The organism is Methanolobus mangrovi (assembly GCF_031312535.1).
GTDB classification, from domain to species: Archaea; Halobacteriota; Methanosarcinia; order Methanosarcinales; family Methanosarcinaceae; genus Methanolobus; species Methanolobus mangrovi.
Genome location: NZ_CP133594.1, coordinates 198,724 through 214,053, shown reverse-complemented (window position 1 = coordinate 214,053; position 15,330 = coordinate 198,724). Strand labels below are relative to the sequence as shown.

The 15,330-nt window shown below is 42.2% G+C and carries 17 protein-coding genes and 1 tRNA gene; 2 read left to right on the top strand and 16 right to left on the bottom strand.

Features of this window, described 5'->3' with window-relative positions; translation table 11 throughout:
* Positions 1-10: 10 nt before the first annotated feature.
* The 16 genes from rrp41 to RE476_RS01050 all read right to left on the bottom strand — a co-directional run bounded on the left by rrp41 (position 11) and on the right by RE476_RS01050 (position 14,438).
* The gene (rrp41, locus tag RE476_RS01125; protein WP_309308385.1) at positions 11-994 is read right to left on the bottom strand and encodes an exosome complex exonuclease Rrp41; all 984 of its coding nucleotides are present in this window, start codon (positions 992-994) and stop codon (positions 11-13) included.
* Between the two features lie 57 nt (positions 995-1,051).
* Positions 1,052-1,831, bottom strand: a complete 780-nt coding sequence (gene rrp4, locus RE476_RS01120) for an exosome complex RNA-binding protein Rrp4 (protein ID WP_309308383.1) — start codon at positions 1,829-1,831, stop codon at positions 1,052-1,054.
* Between the two features lie 9 nt (positions 1,832-1,840).
* A complete protein-coding gene (locus RE476_RS01115; RefSeq protein WP_309308381.1) occupies positions 1,841-2,533 on the bottom strand; it encodes a ribosome assembly factor SBDS in 693 nt (230 codons plus the stop codon).
* A 31-nt stretch (positions 2,534-2,564) separates the two neighbouring features.
* Complete coding sequence (psmA, locus tag RE476_RS01110; protein WP_309309540.1) at positions 2,565-3,353, bottom strand: archaeal proteasome endopeptidase complex subunit alpha; 789 nt, start codon at positions 3,351-3,353, stop codon at positions 2,565-2,567.
* A gap of 71 nt (positions 3,354-3,424) precedes the next feature.
* Positions 3,425-3,799, bottom strand: a complete 375-nt coding sequence (locus tag RE476_RS01105) for an Rpp14/Pop5 family protein (protein WP_309308378.1) — start codon at positions 3,797-3,799, stop codon at positions 3,425-3,427.
* Positions 3,796-4,536, bottom strand: a complete 741-nt coding sequence (gene rnp3 / locus RE476_RS01100) for a ribonuclease P protein component 3 (RefSeq protein WP_309308376.1) — start codon at positions 4,534-4,536, stop codon at positions 3,796-3,798. The genes RE476_RS01105 and rnp3 overlap by 4 nt, the downstream gene beginning before the upstream one ends.
* Entirely contained in the window at positions 4,529-4,984 is a 456-nt protein-coding gene (locus RE476_RS01095) for an RNA-binding protein (protein WP_309308374.1), read from the bottom strand. Before RE476_RS01095 ends, rnp3 begins: the two co-directional genes overlap by 8 nt.
* Positions 4,981-5,571 carry a 50S ribosomal protein L15e gene (locus RE476_RS01090; RefSeq protein ID WP_309308371.1) on the bottom strand — a complete coding sequence of 197 codons (591 nt, stop codon included), beginning with the start codon at positions 5,569-5,571 and terminating at the stop codon, positions 4,981-4,983. Before RE476_RS01090 ends, RE476_RS01095 begins: the two co-directional genes overlap by 4 nt.
* Positions 5,572-6,009: 438 nt before the next feature.
* The gene (locus RE476_RS01085) at positions 6,010-6,771 is read right to left on the bottom strand and encodes a response regulator (protein WP_309308370.1); all 762 of its coding nucleotides are present in this window, start codon (positions 6,769-6,771) and stop codon (positions 6,010-6,012) included.
* Between the two features lie 204 nt (positions 6,772-6,975).
* Positions 6,976-7,170, bottom strand: a tRNA-Trp gene (locus RE476_RS01080).
* Positions 7,171-7,239: 69 nt separating this feature from the next.
* Positions 7,240-8,316 carry a nicotinate mononucleotide-dependent phosphoribosyltransferase CobT gene (cobT, locus tag RE476_RS01075; protein WP_309308368.1) on the bottom strand — a complete coding sequence of 359 codons (1,077 nt, stop codon included), beginning with the start codon at positions 8,314-8,316 and terminating at the stop codon, positions 7,240-7,242.
* 54 nt (positions 8,317-8,370) lie between these two features.
* Positions 8,371-9,807 (bottom strand): proline--tRNA ligase, encoded by a 1,437-nt coding sequence (gene proS / locus RE476_RS01070; RefSeq protein WP_309308366.1) that lies wholly within the window; start codon positions 9,805-9,807, stop codon positions 8,371-8,373.
* Between the two features lie 282 nt (positions 9,808-10,089).
* Positions 10,090-10,728 (bottom strand): ZPR1 zinc finger domain-containing protein, encoded by a 639-nt coding sequence (locus tag RE476_RS01065; protein ID WP_309308364.1) that lies wholly within the window; start codon positions 10,726-10,728, stop codon positions 10,090-10,092.
* Positions 10,725-11,105, bottom strand: coding sequence for a cell division protein SepF (locus tag RE476_RS01060; RefSeq protein WP_309308362.1), 381 nt, complete (start codon positions 11,103-11,105; stop codon positions 10,725-10,727). Before RE476_RS01060 ends, RE476_RS01065 begins: the two co-directional genes overlap by 4 nt.
* 130 nt (positions 11,106-11,235) lie before the next feature.
* Positions 11,236-11,718, bottom strand: coding sequence for an RNA-binding protein (locus tag RE476_RS01055; RefSeq protein ID WP_309308360.1), 483 nt, complete (start codon positions 11,716-11,718; stop codon positions 11,236-11,238).
* Positions 11,719-11,846: 128 nt separating this feature from the next.
* Entirely contained in the window at positions 11,847-14,438 is a 2,592-nt protein-coding gene (locus RE476_RS01050; RefSeq protein ID WP_309308358.1) for a valine--tRNA ligase, read from the bottom strand.
* Positions 14,439-14,511: 73 nt separating this feature from the next.
* Here RE476_RS01050 and RE476_RS01045 point away from each other — a divergent pair, with 73 nt between their 5' ends.
* On the top strand, positions 14,512-14,685 hold the full coding sequence (locus RE476_RS01045) for a hypothetical protein (RefSeq protein ID WP_309308356.1): 174 nt from the start codon (positions 14,512-14,514) through the stop codon (positions 14,683-14,685).
* Positions 14,686-14,950: 265 nt separating this feature from the next.
* The gene (locus RE476_RS01040; protein WP_309308354.1) at positions 14,951-15,301 is read left to right on the top strand and encodes a DsrE family protein; all 351 of its coding nucleotides are present in this window, start codon (positions 14,951-14,953) and stop codon (positions 15,299-15,301) included.
* Positions 15,302-15,330 lie beyond the last annotated feature (29 nt).

The window sequence follows — 15,330 nt, the reverse complement described above, 5'->3', positions numbered from 1 at the left end:
ACCACATCACTCAGGCAGTCTCTTCATCATCTTCAGGGACATCCTCATCATTATTTTCAGGAATCTCCACTTCATCGACGTCCCGGAAAGAATCCTCTTGATCTTCCACAGATTCAACTTCATCCTCTGCTTCAACATCCTCTAGATCTTCCACTTCCATTTCTTCTTCGATGTCTTCAACATCTTCAGATGTTTCATCCTCTTCTAAAGAATCAAGTGTAGATTCAACAAGAGCAGAGACATCTACATCTTCTTCTTCATCAGATACTTCCACTTCTTCCAGCTTGGTAAATTTGTTCTTGAGAGTTTCTTTCTGAATCTCAAGTATCTGGCGACATCCTTCCTTACACAGTTCAACTGCTTGTTTGAACTCTTCCTGCGTTACGTCACCATCCATCTGCAAAAGAGTGATCTCACCTTCAGATGTCATAGCCATTGGGATATCAGCATCACCGTAATTATCTTCCGGTTTATTAAGATCGAGTACCAGCTGGCCATCAACCTTCCCTACTGCACAGGCAGAGACGAGTCCCTTCATAGGAATACCGGCATCTGCAAGCGCCATGGAAGCTGCATTTATAGCTGCTGTACGGGTTCCGGCGTCTGCCTGAAGAACCTCTGCAAATACATCAATTACAGCACCAGGATAAAGGTGAGTAAGCACAACAGGCTCAAATGCCTCACGGCTGACCTTTGATATCTCAATACTTCTTCTGCTAGGACCCGGCCTTATGCGATCCTCCACGGAAAAAGCAGCCATATTATAACGGTACCTTATCAGCGCAGAATCTGCTTTCTGTAATCTTCTTGGATGGAGCTCCCTTGGCCCATATACAGCTGCAAGGACCTTGTTTTTGCCCCATTCCAAATAACATGAACCATCAGCCCGGGAGAGTACACCTATCTCCATTTTCATAGGGCGGATCTCATTAACACGCCTGCCATCAAGACGTAATCCTTTTTCATCAATGAACTTTTCAGGTTTATCACTCATATTAATTCTCCAATGTTTGCACATTTTCCCTGTTGATCTAAAAGAGATACATTTGGATCAATTATCATCATCGTCCAGTAACGCATCCACTTTTCTACAGGCTTCTTCCCGAATCTCGCATTCATCTTCCGTATCCACAGCGAGATCATCCTCTAAAACAGTTTCATCCTTCCCAGAAACAACATCATCCTCATTTTTCAAGAAATGAGAGATCCTCTCCGTCAAGCCGGAGGTGTGAGAATGTTTCATTATAAGCTCAATAGCTTCATTGAGAAGGTCCATTTCAGCATCGTTGCCTTTAATCCATATTCTTCCATTCTGTCCCACAAATATCTCGCAATTTGTTTCTTTCTTAAGCATAGATACCATAGAACCACCATGTCCTATGATACGCGGAACTTTTGTAGGAGTTATTTCAATAATCCGGCCCACATTAAGAGCCCTCAGACCACGTTCTCTCATGGTCAGTTCTACCTTCATGGATGAATTTACATCTTTTATGCGAAGCAAAGCTGAGCTGCCAACACCCATAATTTCTGACATTTTGTCAGATTCCACACGTCTTGGATACTCTGACACATGCAGTAATCCATCATATGGAGAACTAATGTTAAATATCCAGTTAGAAGGAGTGACCCCTATAACCGTACCAATAACATAGTCCCTTGGTGATGGGATATATTTACCGGTAAAGGGAATTACAGAAATCTTATTTTTGGCATTCTTTACTCCGTATAAAAGGGAATAGACTTTTCCGTCCTTTACGTAAGTACCCGGACCAGAATCAGCCTTGTTTTCGGACAATAGCTGCCCTGGAATTACAATTTCACGTTCCATTATGCGGCCTCATAATAATTTAGTTTCAGCATCCCCTTTTGTAAGGTGATTGACAAGGCCATAGAAATCATTCTGCAGGCCGGCAGGCATTTTTACAACTGCCACCCATGAACCATCATTTTGCCATTCATTCTTCACAAGAGTTGCAAATTTAGAGATATCCCCATAAGCCTTTGCTGCAAATTCACCCGGAATCCTTACAGCAATATCAACTTCCTCGAACCTTATAGGAATTATCGGACGAATGGCTTTCATTACAGCATTTACCTGGTCATCAACACTTTTGAGAGGATCGATATGGAATTTTGCTTCTTCCATTGCTTTTTCGATCCTGGATGGTGGATGGGGAGCTTTTGTCTGGGGATTAATACCATTTTGCGCAATAAAAGTGATGACCTGTCTGGTCTTCTCTTCCAAAATACGCTTTCTTTGTTCTTTGGTGAGCTGTAGCTCCCCATGCAGAATAATCTGTTCAGCAATCTCCAATACATCATTGGTATTGAAGATGTTCACAAAATCAGACTCTGCAGCTTGTTCTCCTTGATGAGCATCATAGAATATAGACTCTACAGCGATTATATCCTCTATATTTACTTTCTCTCCCCTTTTAAGCGCAAACGCACCCTCCGGATCAACAAAGACTTCAAAATGATTTTTTCCTTTCTTGAGCCTTGCAATTACAGACTCATCAAGAGATACCATATTAGTTCACCCCATAACACAAAATATTGATTTATTCAGTTGTTTCGTCCTTACTTTCAGACTCGTCTTTCTTTTCTTCTTCGACCGTGTCTTTGAGCTCTTCACGAACCCTTGAAACATATGTTGCAACTTCTTCTTCAGACAGTTTTCTGAACTGGCGGGCCTCAAGTGTTACAACACCAAGTTCCAGAGTAGCTGCATCCACTTTTCCTTCTGTTGAAGTATAGAGTGCTTTCATGCCTAACATGATGGCAGCATCAATATCCATATCAGCCTTGTAGTCTGCCTCAAATATTTCCATAAAGGCATTTCGACCAGCCCCAATAGCTGTTGCCTTGTATTCAAGTAATGCACCACTTGGATCTGTTTCGAACAGACGTGGACTGGAATCATCAACACCTGCTATCAGAAGAGCAGTACCGTAAGGACGAACACCACCATACTGAGTATATGTCTGTTTGTGATCACATATTTTCTTGGCAATAACTTCAACGCCTATTGGCTCATCATATGAAACCATATTTACCTGGGCCTCTACCCTTGCCCTGTCTACAAGAGCACGAGCATCTGCTACAAGTCCTGAAGTAGCAACACCAATGTGGTCATCGATCTGGAATATTTTCTCAATGGATTCAGCCTCTATCAAACGGCTTGTGATCCTCTTGTCCACAAGCAATACCACACCATCCTTTGCTTTGATTCCGGCTGCGGTTGTACCCCTCTTAACGGCCTCTCTTGCATATTCTACCTGAAAGAGACGTCCGTCAGGACTAAAAACTGTAATGGCACGATCATATCCCATTTGTGGTGTCATTTGCATCTTCACTTCATCTCCTAATTTATTTGTAAATAATAATAGAATATATACGATAACTAACTGAAATATGCTTTCTACTCATTTATATGTGACTGTTCTTCGGGGCTAAATATATCCACACCCTCTAAATACTTTTTTGTTGCACCAAGAACCGTACCTGAAACACCAAGAATATGAAGACTAACTCTTCTACCCTTTACGTTGGTAATTGTAGCAAGAGTAGCACGTGTTTGCCGGACATGCTCCCGGTCACAACTTATTACGCCTTTAAAGTCCTCAAAGGCAAAAAGCCATATGTTGCATTCACTTGAACCAAGGTCACCAAGCAAACTACCCGATACAGAAAATATCTCCCTTATCAGGTCATCTCTGCTCACCGGACCATCCGCGATAAGTTCAAATGCAAGATACCTTTTGTTCTCCCGAATTGTTGGCGGAAGTACTTTCATACATCATCACCTTCATTCAAAAGAGCAGCTTTTGAAGGATCAGTTACAATTTCAACGCCTTCAAAGACATAATTAGCAGAAGGCCGATTCTTTGATATAATCTTTTCAGGAGTGGTCGATAGTCCGGAAATGGCCTCTTCACGACTCATACCAAAAAGCTCTGCCAGCGCCATTAGCTCATAAGGAGCGCGCAGGTCATAATAAGATATTGCATTACTAGTAAGAATGAAAGAAACATCATACTTTCGTACAAGTTTCAGATTTTTCCTGAAATTTGATAAAGCCCTTACTCTTCTTCCACCACGCTGACTTATAATATCCCCAAGATCAAAAGAAATTGCAACATCATGATCATTTGCAGACTTGGCCAGAACGTGATTCAGCCCGCTGTCCTTTAAAGAACCACAATTGGAGAGAATATCTACGCCAGAATTTTCTACGGCTGCACGGTTTATATTTTCATTGCCACCACGGACGACAATAATATCAACCATTTTCCGATATTTCCCTACAAGCCCATGCACCTTTGAAGCATTTTCCACATTCAGTTCAACACCACTGAAAACCTCTAATCCATCTACTAAAGTAGACTTTTCAGGAGGACATGATTTTGAAGGATTGGTAATAGCAATACCCTTATAGCAAAAATGCCTCGCAAGAGCAGCCATTTCCTCAATCGTGTTTTTACCCTCAGGCACAGAATAGACGTTCAGATCATAGAAATTGAATCTAGCCAAACAATTCCTCCACTATCTGACCCGCAAGAATGCGGTTCTGAGGGTAAGTGGCTATCTTTACCTTTACAATGATAGCATCGGAAGAAGAACTCAGTACTAACTTCCCAAGGGAAGCAGCCTGCTTATCAAACCTCATATGGAATAACTGATCGTCATCCAGCCTGTCAGGCATTTCACTGCGCAGGAGCTCAACATCTTCGGGAGACATATGATCCCGGATGAACCTGGCAAGTCTTACAGAGTCCGATTTGCGAGTGATCTGAGAACTGAGCATCACAGAGGAATTACCATAATGACCCTCAATATCAGTTACTTCAATATAGTCATCAGTAACAGTACCTTCGGGTTTGCCAATAGCATTCCATAAAAAGAAGTCCAGGGCACCGCGTACCCTGGAAATATCCTCAGTTGAGTGCGCGATCACGCGCAAGTTAATATAGTGGATCACTTGCCCCTGTTAAGGTTTGACCTGATACTTGGCCTTGTCTTTTCGGTACCTGTTCCACGTGACATCATACCTCTGCCCTTACGACCCGCACTGGTCTTACCACGTTCTGCACGTCCCTTGTGGGAACTGCCGCAGATCCAGTTAAGATTCTTATCACTCTTAATAACAGGGTGGCTTGGGTCTACAAGGATTACCTCGAACCACTTCAATTTACCATCTTCACCGACCCAGTAGGAGTTGAGAACTTCCATGTTAGGGAATTTCCTGCCTGCACGACCTTCAGCCATTCTCTGAAGACTCATTCCAGCGGTAATCTTATTCTTACCCATGCGCTGAGTACGTCTTCCACGGATGTATCTGGACTTTCTCAGGCTACCCCTGCGTACATGTACACGGGCTACAATGATACCCTGCTTAGCCTTGTATCCAAGGGAGCGGGCACGGTCTATACGGGTTGGACGCCTGATCTTGGTAACAGATCCTTCCTTCCTCCATTCCTGGAGTCTTTCCCATCTCAGTTCATGGACATAAGTGCTGTCCGGGTCTTTCCATGCGTCTCTTACGTATGCGTAAAATGATTTTGACAATTTGTTCACCTTAGTTTCATTTCTAGTTTCACGGTTCAGCTTTTGTAAAGCTACATTCCCACGGGACTTATCCCGACAATGAAACAGGACTACTACTTAACGTAATTGAATTTAAACCTTTGCACCACGCAATAAAGAAAATGGAATTACAGGAGAACACCCAGACTTAAACATAACATAGACTATTAAAATTATACATCTTATTGAAATAATAGCCAGACTACAAATGAGGACAAAAATGAACAGGATGAAATAGAACTATTCCATTGATGTTATTTTAACAATACTATCCTGATGATTGCAGCCACAGGAATTCACCTGATACTACATCATAAATGAATATCCTGTGAAAAACATATTCAGAAAAGAAGAAGATGAAGAGAATAAATGCCCCATCATTGATCTTTAGAAAACAGATACATTATGAAAGCATGCACGTTACTGGAATCTACTCAGGTCCTCACCAGAACATAGAATACCAGTAATATTGCCATCCACATCTTTCAAGACAACATCATACCAACGCACCGGGATTTCTTTGCCTTCTTTTGAAATAACAGAATGCTCAATGAATTCAGGCAGCTCAGATTCACCTTTTAAAGCGCCTTCAAACTGAGTCCTTACTTCATCTTCCAGATTTTCAGGCACAAGGACCTTTGAGAAATCATGGCCGATCAATTCAAATTCACCATATCCCAGAACATCATTGCCCTTTGTATTCACAAGGTTGATCTTCATATCCCCATCAATAACAAAAATAATAAAACCTGCAATGTCGAGATAATTCATTGCTTCATTCCGCTCAGCAAGAATCTTGTCCTGAAGATGCTTCATCCTCAAAAGAGATTTTACCCGAGTAACAAGTTCAAGCCGGTTAACAGGTTTACCAAGAAACTCGTCGGCACCCACTTCGATCCCTTTGATACGGTCATCTTTCCCAGATAGTGCAGTTACCATGACAACAGGAAGGAATTGAGTTTCAACAGATGTTTTCAAAACCCTGCAAACTTCATACCCATTCATATCAGGCATCATCACATCAAGCAGAATTATGTCAGGCTTTTCACTTTTAACCTTATCCAGAGCTTCCTGCCCACTATAAGCAGGAATTACTTCATAGTCTGATTTAAGGTAAAGGCCCATTAATTCCACTATGGCCTGTTCGTCGTCAACAATGAGTACTTTATCCTGATTTCGCATGAATCATAGGCTCCCTGTTTACACGTAAATTAAATAAATATATTGCAATATAAATCTGGTGGTAACCCGGTATTTGTTACGTAATTGTTTGTAAAATTATTAGATTAATTTTTACTATTAATTATATAGTTCTATCTACATATATAGTTTAGGCATAGAAAAATTAACCTTGCAGAAAAGCCATTGTACTGCAAGGAATTATAGTGGGGCTGGTGAGATTCGAACTCACGATCGACGGGTCTCTCCGAACAGCTGCATTAACAGCCTTCAGTTTATGAGCACATATCAGTGCTCCAACGGTTCCTCACAAACCAACCCCGTCGGGTTAGTCTCAGTAGACCCGTTGCTCATCATTTATCCGCTGGAGCCCATCGCCATGCCGGGCTAGGCCACAGCCCCATATATTTGGGCAGTACCCCCAGAATACATCTTATCAAAGATATATTTAGCGGTACAGCACCCCCTACATCACATGTTTTCGTCAGCAACCCGGCCAATATCGCCGAATTTACACAACTCGTCACAAAGTTCCTCTATCTTTAAGCGCAGATCACCCATAGAATAACCGAACAGGCCAGTAAGATAAATAGCACCACCTGCACCCACGCCTTCTTTTACAAAGCCAACTTCATATTGTTGAAGACCTTTGAATGTAGATTTACCAAATTCAGGATCAGCACCTTCATATCTGGCACCAATTTCACCGACCAGTTCTACGAAATTAGCCGACTCATCCCTTACAACATAAGTGGTCGTAACAATTTTAATATTATCCGTAGAGTAACCCAGGTGCTTGATAACAGCAAATATCGAAGCCATCTGAGTGCCACCTGCAAGAATAACAGGAGTATCACCAAGGCCTGCAGCAATTCCTGCAACTGCAACCATCATCGGATCACCGACAGATGCTATTGCTTTGAGAGGATCATCACGCAAAGAACCATAGCTTATACCAGATGACTGAAGAGCTTCAGCCACAACCTGTTTTTTGAGTGATAGAGGATTGGAACTGGAACTGCTGCTGACATTTCCGTCATAACCCAGTGACTGAAGCACCGCATTTGCAGTCGTTGTTCCTGCAGGGATACTTTCACCGATTACGATCAGATCATGATCTTTTGCAAGCTCCTCACCAAGTTTGAATGCATTTTTAAATGCATCTTCAACATTGTGCACCGCAATCGGATTCCTGATATCCCCGCCAGGCATTCCACCAATATCAACAAGAGGCACCTGTTTTGCAGGAAGAATCTTTAAACCTGCATTCACAAACACATGCGGAACGCCTGTAATCGAAAGCGCTGCACGAGTAATGAGAGCTGGCGTAGGCGTATCATACGGAGGAGTCATTGGCAGGATCGGAATGTCTATGATAGTTCCTGTTTCAAGGACTTCCGCATCGCCTGCCGGCGTATAGTCTGTAAGTTTTGCAGTCTTGCCTGCAGCAGACAAACCTTCTATGTAGGCAGTCTCCGTATTTGCGAGAACACATACGAACAACGGTTTTTCAGGTAACCGGACTTTTTCAGGTGCTAGTGTATCCATACCAATCGCCTAGATGTATTTTAGAGGGAGTATATGACTTTTTCCAGAGGAACTTCAATAGGTCCTGGCAATATACACCTGAGTGTCTGCATCTGAGCCACACACAGGACATTTACCGGAACAGCCTTCTGTCTGGTCAATGGGTATACCAAGTATACCGGCACCGATATCTTCCTCAAGTTTCAAACCACATTCCTTATTGCCACACCAGAATACCTTTGCAATACCCTCAGCAAGTTTTTCCTTGATAGTAGCAATGTCCTCACATTCAAAGATGCGCTCCTGAACGCTTGCTTTTGCCTTTTCATACAGACCCTCATGAATTTCACCAAGCAGGGAAAGAACATCTTCCGTGATGTTATCAAGGGACACCTGCTGCTTCTCACCAGTATCACGACGGGCAAGCATTGCTGCATTGTTCTTAAGATCCCTTGGACCAAGCTCAAGCCTTACAGGGACACCACGCATTTCCCATTTATAGTACTTGGCACCAGGACGACTGTCACTTGCATCCATTTTTACACGTATGCCAGCCGCTTCAAGAGCAGCTTTTAGATCCTCACAAGCTTCAAGGACACCTTCAGGCTTCTTGAAAATGATAGGAATAATTACAACCTGTACAGGAGCAACCGCAGGTGGAAGAACCAGACCTTTATCATCACCGTGTATTGATATCATGGAAGCTATAGAACGTTCTGAGATGCCATAGCAGGTCTGATAAGCATAGACCTGCTCACCTTCTGCATCCTCATAGGTTATGTCAAATGTCTTCGCAAAATTATCGCCGAGATGATGAGCCGTACCTACCTGCAGAGTCTTACCATCTGGCATGAGGGCATCGGTAGCTATTGTATAATCCGCACCCGGGAACTTATCCCAATCCGGCCTCTTAGACGCAAGTACAGGAACAGCAAGCTGGCGGTAGAAATCAGTATAAAGTCTTATGGCCTCATCAACCTGCGATGCCGCATCTTCCCAGGTAGCATGGACTGTGTGCGCTTCCTTAAAAGATGTGATCTCACGTAGCCTTATAAGAGGACGTGTGTGTTTTGTCTCGTACCTGAATGTATTAACGATCTGGTAGAGCTTAAGAGGCATATCTGCATGAGACCTGATCCACAGCTTATACATTGGATATATAGCAGTCTCACTTGTAGGACGGAGTGCCAGTTTTACATCCAGCGGAGAAGTTCCCCCATGAGTTACCCAATAGACTTCTTCTTCAAAACCCTTTATGTGTTCTGCTTCTTTCATGAACTCATTTTCCGGGATAAGAAGTGGGAACAAGGTTTCCTGATGATCTTTATCAAGCAATCTACGAATGATATCGTAAACATTTCTTCTGATGTTGAAACCAAATGGGAACCACACATATAACCCTTTGACAGGATAACGTACGTCCATGATCTCACCCTTTAGAAGCAGGTCATTATACCATTCACTGAAATTCTCTTTTGGAGGAAGCGCAGCCTCTTTTTCTTGCTCTGCCATTTATTCACCTGTTTAAATTTGATTTTGGCTACATTAATAGATACATTGCTTATAGGCATTTCCTTTCATTGCCCACGGTTTTAAAGCGTAACAGATTAAATGAAAATAAAAAAGGAGAAAATGAGAGTGACGATAAAGCCTATTGTATATCTTTGCTTATAATGAGGAAACATTCAAGGAATTTCATACCCTCATCCAATCATTCTTTCACGCCTGCCAGTTGACAGGATAAGTAAATGAATACTTTAGTAGTATCTTATAAAAAAAGCAGGAATGAAAATATCATTCCTTTAGTTGATGCTCAGAGTCACTTGCATCAAGTTCCATCTCTGAAGAATTCACATCAAAGACAATCATCCCGGTCTTGAGATGTGCCATATCTTCAGAAGAGAGTACACAGGATTTAGCTTTGTCAGAAATAATAGCACTATTGCCAAAAGGATCCTCTATAATAACAGTAAGGGACCTTTTACCATCCATAGCCTCTTCCAGGGCTTTTTGTATCTCAAGCCCCTTGGAATGTTTCTCTTCATCGTCCACTGACCATTTGGTTGCAGTGATGACTACTTTGTATATCCTGTCAAGAACACCTTCAATATTGGTGATATAAGAATCGGAGATTGAACCGGGTTCTACGTCAATCCCAAGCTCAGGTATCCTAATGGTACCGGAAGTGGAACGTATGACCCTGCTGTTGAGATCCTCAAGACCCTCTACATTCAACTCATACCTCATTGGTTCTTTCTGGGAAAGAATAATGGTATCAGCGAATCTGAAGCTGCATTTACACAATGCAGTAATATACATCACTTCGCCAAAATAAGGGATATCATCGCCTTGCCAACTGATCACCAGATCTTCATGGCAAAGCGGACATGACGTTCTCGTTTCAAAACTATGGCAGGAGTCTCTATCTATCAATATCTGCCACCAGTGATCTTTGACCTGTCGATCTTGATACCCATCGGTGTTACAAGCACCTGGTCTTCCTTGATGCCGGCGATATCGCCATGTACATCCATCACGACCTCCTTGAGGTCCTTCAAAGCACGGTCAAGTAATAACTTGTCCACTTTGATGTTGGATATATCGATCATTACGATATTACCGTCATATATCTCTTTTTTGAGTGAGGTCAGCTCGTTGAGGTTTGTGAGCTCTGCAACCCGAATATAGGTTTCTGCAGGTTCATCATCCATTACTTCTTCATACTTGGTGAGGTCAAGTTCTGTATATTCATCCTCAGTGGTTGAGCTTTTGCTGCTGCTACCAAATAATTTGTTCACGATATTTGCCATAATTCGCCCTCATGTATTCAAAAACATTGTTATATTAATAATATCACTACTACTTAAAACGTTACCTGACGTTATATATGAACTGTTGCTGCTATTTATATTAAAACTCATCCTATTTTAATGATTTCTTTCAGATGTCAAAGTTCCAGAGCTTGTCACCCACGTAATGGATGGACTTTACAGCTTTGCCTTTATTTCCTTTCATTTCTGCCCCCGGCATCAAAGCTGTCCCAATGGCCAGAGGTTTGCTATGAGCTTCTTCAATTATGATAACAGGGTCATTCTCCCTTATATCAGGATCAGCATCAACAATTCCCGGACACATAATATCAGCACCGTTTATAACAAAACGAACAGCACCAGAATCTACTGTCACCACATTCTTCATCAAACCCAGCTTAAGGACACCTTTTACAGTAGGGAAGTAAAAGCCATTTATCTGGAACAGCAGCGGTTCCCCATCAACAAGTATGAGGGACATATCATCGATGTTTGCCGTTTCAAACTTGCTGCTTTCGAGCTTCTTTACCGCTTCACCAAAAATAGAAGTAATATCACTCAAGAGTTGATTCTTTGCTGATTTTCTTAGCTGGACCCTGGATTTTATTTTCAACTAATCACCTGTCAAACAGATAAATATTACCCGATTGTTGTTACCCTGATAATTACTATGCTAAAATAAGTGGCGGATGCTCTTAAAGTTTATGCGGACAGGGTCCGCATAATGCATCCTTAAAAACTTCATCTTACAATAACTACAGGAACTCCACTGATATCAAGAACATCAACTGACCTTCCTGCTGAGACAACTTCCTTCTCCACCTCAACACACTCAGGGTCAAGTTCAAGCATATCACCGTTAACTTTTACAGTTATTTTTCCTTTTGCAATCTCATCAGCGATCTTTTTAGGATTCTCTTCGATCAGTGCATTGATTATGTCCTTTGCCTGTCCCCTGAATTTCGGACCGATCACGCCCATATTAGGTTTGACATTCACAGGAACATGCTCGAAATCAGGCTCACCTGCAATAACCTCTACGGGAGAGTTCGTTGCGCCCAGTACATCAGTTATGTCTGCAAGGCTTCCATATATCTCTATTTTCTCAAGAGGAGCATTGAGTGCTATACCATGCTCGGATTTGTATCTCCTCACATTGCTTGCAACATCCTTTATGAATTCACCGGACTTCTCAATGTCAGCATCTATCATGGACTCGCAAACTTTTGGCCATGAATGAACATGCACACTGCCATCACCGATACGAGAGAACATTTCCTCTGCAAAGAACGGAGCAAATGGAGCAAGCAACCGGGAAAGAGTGTCAATTGCAACATATAAAGTGTATTTTGCAGCTTTCTTTCCGGACTCGTCATCACCATACAGACGTGATTTGACAAGTTCGATATAATTGTCTGCAAGGACATCCCATGTGAAACCCCTGACAGCTTTGAATGCCTCGTCAAACTGATAGGCATCCATTGACCCGGTAACTGATCTTACAAGAGTGTTCAGATTACTGAAAAGCCACCTGTCGACTATCTTCAGCTCGGATACATCCATATCACAGTGCTCGTAATCTTCGAGATGAGACATTGCAAACCGATAGATACTCCACATCTTTGTGAAGAACCTTGATGCAGATACAACATCCTTCCAGCGGAACATCACATCAGACCCTGGTGAACCACCGATGGCCGCCCATTGTCTGAAAGAGTCTGCACTGTAGTCTTTGATAACTTCTTCAGGAGCTATGACGTTACCAAGTGATTTGCTCATCTTGTGTCCATCTTCTCCAAGCACCATACCATTTACCAAAATGGCATCCCACGGTTTTTTACCAGTTATAGCCATAGAGCGTAATATTGTATAGAATGCCCAGGTCCTGATAATATCGTGTCCCTGTGGACGAAGTTGTGCAGGCAACCTCATCTCATGATCAGTAAGCCATCCTGAAACATGAAGTGCTGTGATAGATGAATCCATCCATGTATCCAGAACATCCTCTTCGGCTTCAAACTCAGTACTGCCACATTTACAGGCTTCAGGTGGTTGCTGCTGTGTTGGATCAATAGGCATCCATTCTTCCTTTGCAACCATTACCTCGTCACAGTGCTTGCAGTACCATACAGGTATTGGTGTTGCAAAGAGCCTCTGGCGGGATATACACCAGTCCCATTCCATTGTATTGGTCCAGTTGTCAAGCCTGACCTTCATATACTCAGGCAGCCACTCGATATCATTTGATGCCTTTGACACCTCATCGGTGTCTATCTTGATGAACCACTGGCGTTCGGAAAGGATCTCAATAGGAGTGCTGCATCTCCAGCACATACCGACATTCTGTTCAAGTGGTTTCTGCTCAAAGAGATGACCTGCTTTTTCAAGGTCTTCAATAATGGCTTTCTTACATTCAGGAATAGACATTCCCTTGTACTTACCAGCAATATCAGTCATAAGGCCGCTCTTGTCAATGGCCTTTCGCAGTGGAAGATCGTGTTCCATCCACCATCTTACATCCTGCTTGTCACCAAAGGTACATATCATAACTACACCGGTACCGAATTCAGGATCTACATCCTTGTCACCGATAACCTTGACGTCATGACCGAAAAGAGGCACCTTGACCGTTGAGCCCAGGTGTTCCTTATAGCGCTCATCTTCCGGATTGATAGCCACTGCAACACATGCTGCAAGTAACTCAGGTCTGGATGTAGCGATCTGAAGCCCGTCAAAATACAGGTAGTTAAGCTTTGTTTCCCTTGAATCATATTCAACTTCTGCAAAAGCAATAGCTGTTTCACATCTTGGACACCAGTTTACCGGGTGTTCGGACTGGTAAAGACGGTTCATGTCATACATTTTCCTGAAAGACCTCTGGGTCTTGGAATAGTACTCCGGCTCCATCGTCACAAATTCATTGCTCCAGTCAGTTGAGAAACCGAGATTGAGCATCGTGTTCCTCATTTTCTCGATGTTGCCAACAGTAAGTTCACGGCACATGTTCCTGAACTCTTCCCTTGGAACCTCGTTCTTTGTGATACCATGGATTTCTTCTACTTTCACTTCCGTAGGAAGACCGTGGCAGTCCCATCCCTGCGGGAACATCACATTATATCCACACATACGCTTGTATCTTGCAACAAAATCGATGTAACACCAGTTAAGGGAGTTACCAATATGGAAATTGCCAGTAGGATATGGTGGTGGCGTATCAATTATGAACTGGGGTCTGCTTTCATCTTTCCAGTCGAAATGATACATGGACATATTCCATGAATCACGCCATTTAGGCTCTATAATGTGTGGGTCATATTCTTTTGGAATGGTCATTGTGACTCTCCGATAAGTATAATCAATTAATATCGTAATTGAATGTATTGATTGTGTTTTTTTATCCTAAGTGGTGTCAGATTATTTAAATTATCTGGTTAGAACCAAAGATACTGACCCTACAGACAGTATAACAAACATAAAGGAGCAGAACCTTCAAATGTTTTCAAAAAGAGGCAAGTTCCTGCACGACAGAATACCTTACAGATTACCCAGAATGGACAAAAGGTCACTGGTGTACGATTGAAAGCAAACATTTCCTTGACGAATGTTTGATGGTGCCGCCTGGACCATGTGTCCTATTGTATGCCCAGTCATATGCAAATGGACAAAACATTTAGGAGGAGAATTTAGTATTCTTCTGCTATTTTGTTCTTTCAGAGAATAGAATCATTTTGCAACGGTACCTTCGTACTTTGAATAAAAATATCAGGAAACCGAAAACACTTTATACAAATCTATTCAATAGTTCAAAGGGGAAGGCGAGGTAAATTACCACATAAGGTGATCCTATGACCAGAAAGATAGCTGTTTTTGCTTTTAATGGGGAGGAAATGTGTTTCATTCATGCTTTAATGAATACACTTGATTTGAAAGAGAAAGGCTATGATGTCAAATTGATCATAGAAGGTTCTGCAACACGCCTTGTAAAAGAAGCAGAAGATGTGAAAAGACCCTTTACCAACCTTTACACAAAAGCAAAGGATGCAGGATTGATAGACTGCGTATGCATGGCCTGTGCAGCTAAAATGGAGAGTCTTGAAAGTGCAAAGCAGCAGCTTTTGCCATTGTGTGATGAAATGTTCGGACATCCAAGCATGTCACGATATATGGATGAAGGCTACGAAATTGTTGTATTCTAATTATCTAAAAATCAATAATGGAGAAAGTA

Excerpts from the sequence above, each read along its gene's own strand:
- RE476_RS01085 (WP_309308370.1), bottom strand. The coding sequence starts at position 6,771 with ATGCGAAATCAGGATAAAGTACTCATTGTTGACGACGAACAGGCCATA.
- RE476_RS01115 (WP_309308381.1), bottom strand. The coding sequence starts at position 2,533 with ATGGTATCTCTTGATGAGTCTGTAATTGCAAGGCTCAAGAAAGGAAAA.
- rrp41 (WP_309308385.1), bottom strand. The coding sequence starts at position 994 with ATGAGTGATAAACCTGAAAAGTTCATTGATGAAAAAGGATTACGTCTT.
- psmA (WP_309309540.1), bottom strand. The coding sequence starts at position 3,353 with ATGCAAATGACACCACAAATGGGATATGATCGTGCCATTACAGTTTTT.
- RE476_RS01050 (WP_309308358.1), bottom strand. The coding sequence starts at position 14,438 with ATGACCATTCCAAAAGAATATGACCCACACATTATAGAGCCTAAATGG.
- rrp4 (WP_309308383.1), bottom strand. The coding sequence starts at position 1,831 with ATGGAACGTGAAATTGTAATTCCAGGGCAGCTATTGTCCGAAAACAAG.
- proS (WP_309308366.1), bottom strand. The coding sequence starts at position 9,807 with ATGGCAGAGCAAGAAAAAGAGGCTGCGCTTCCTCCAAAAGAGAATTTC.
- RE476_RS01105 (WP_309308378.1), bottom strand. The coding sequence starts at position 3,799 with ATGAAAGTACTTCCGCCAACAATTCGGGAGAACAAAAGGTATCTTGCA.
- RE476_RS01040 (WP_309308354.1), top strand. The coding sequence starts at position 14,951 with ATGACCAGAAAGATAGCTGTTTTTGCTTTTAATGGGGAGGAAATGTGT.
- RE476_RS01060 (WP_309308362.1), bottom strand. The coding sequence starts at position 11,105 with ATGGCAAATATCGTGAACAAATTATTTGGTAGCAGCAGCAAAAGCTCA.
- cobT (WP_309308368.1), bottom strand. The coding sequence starts at position 8,316 with ATGGATACACTAGCACCTGAAAAAGTCCGGTTACCTGAAAAACCGTTG.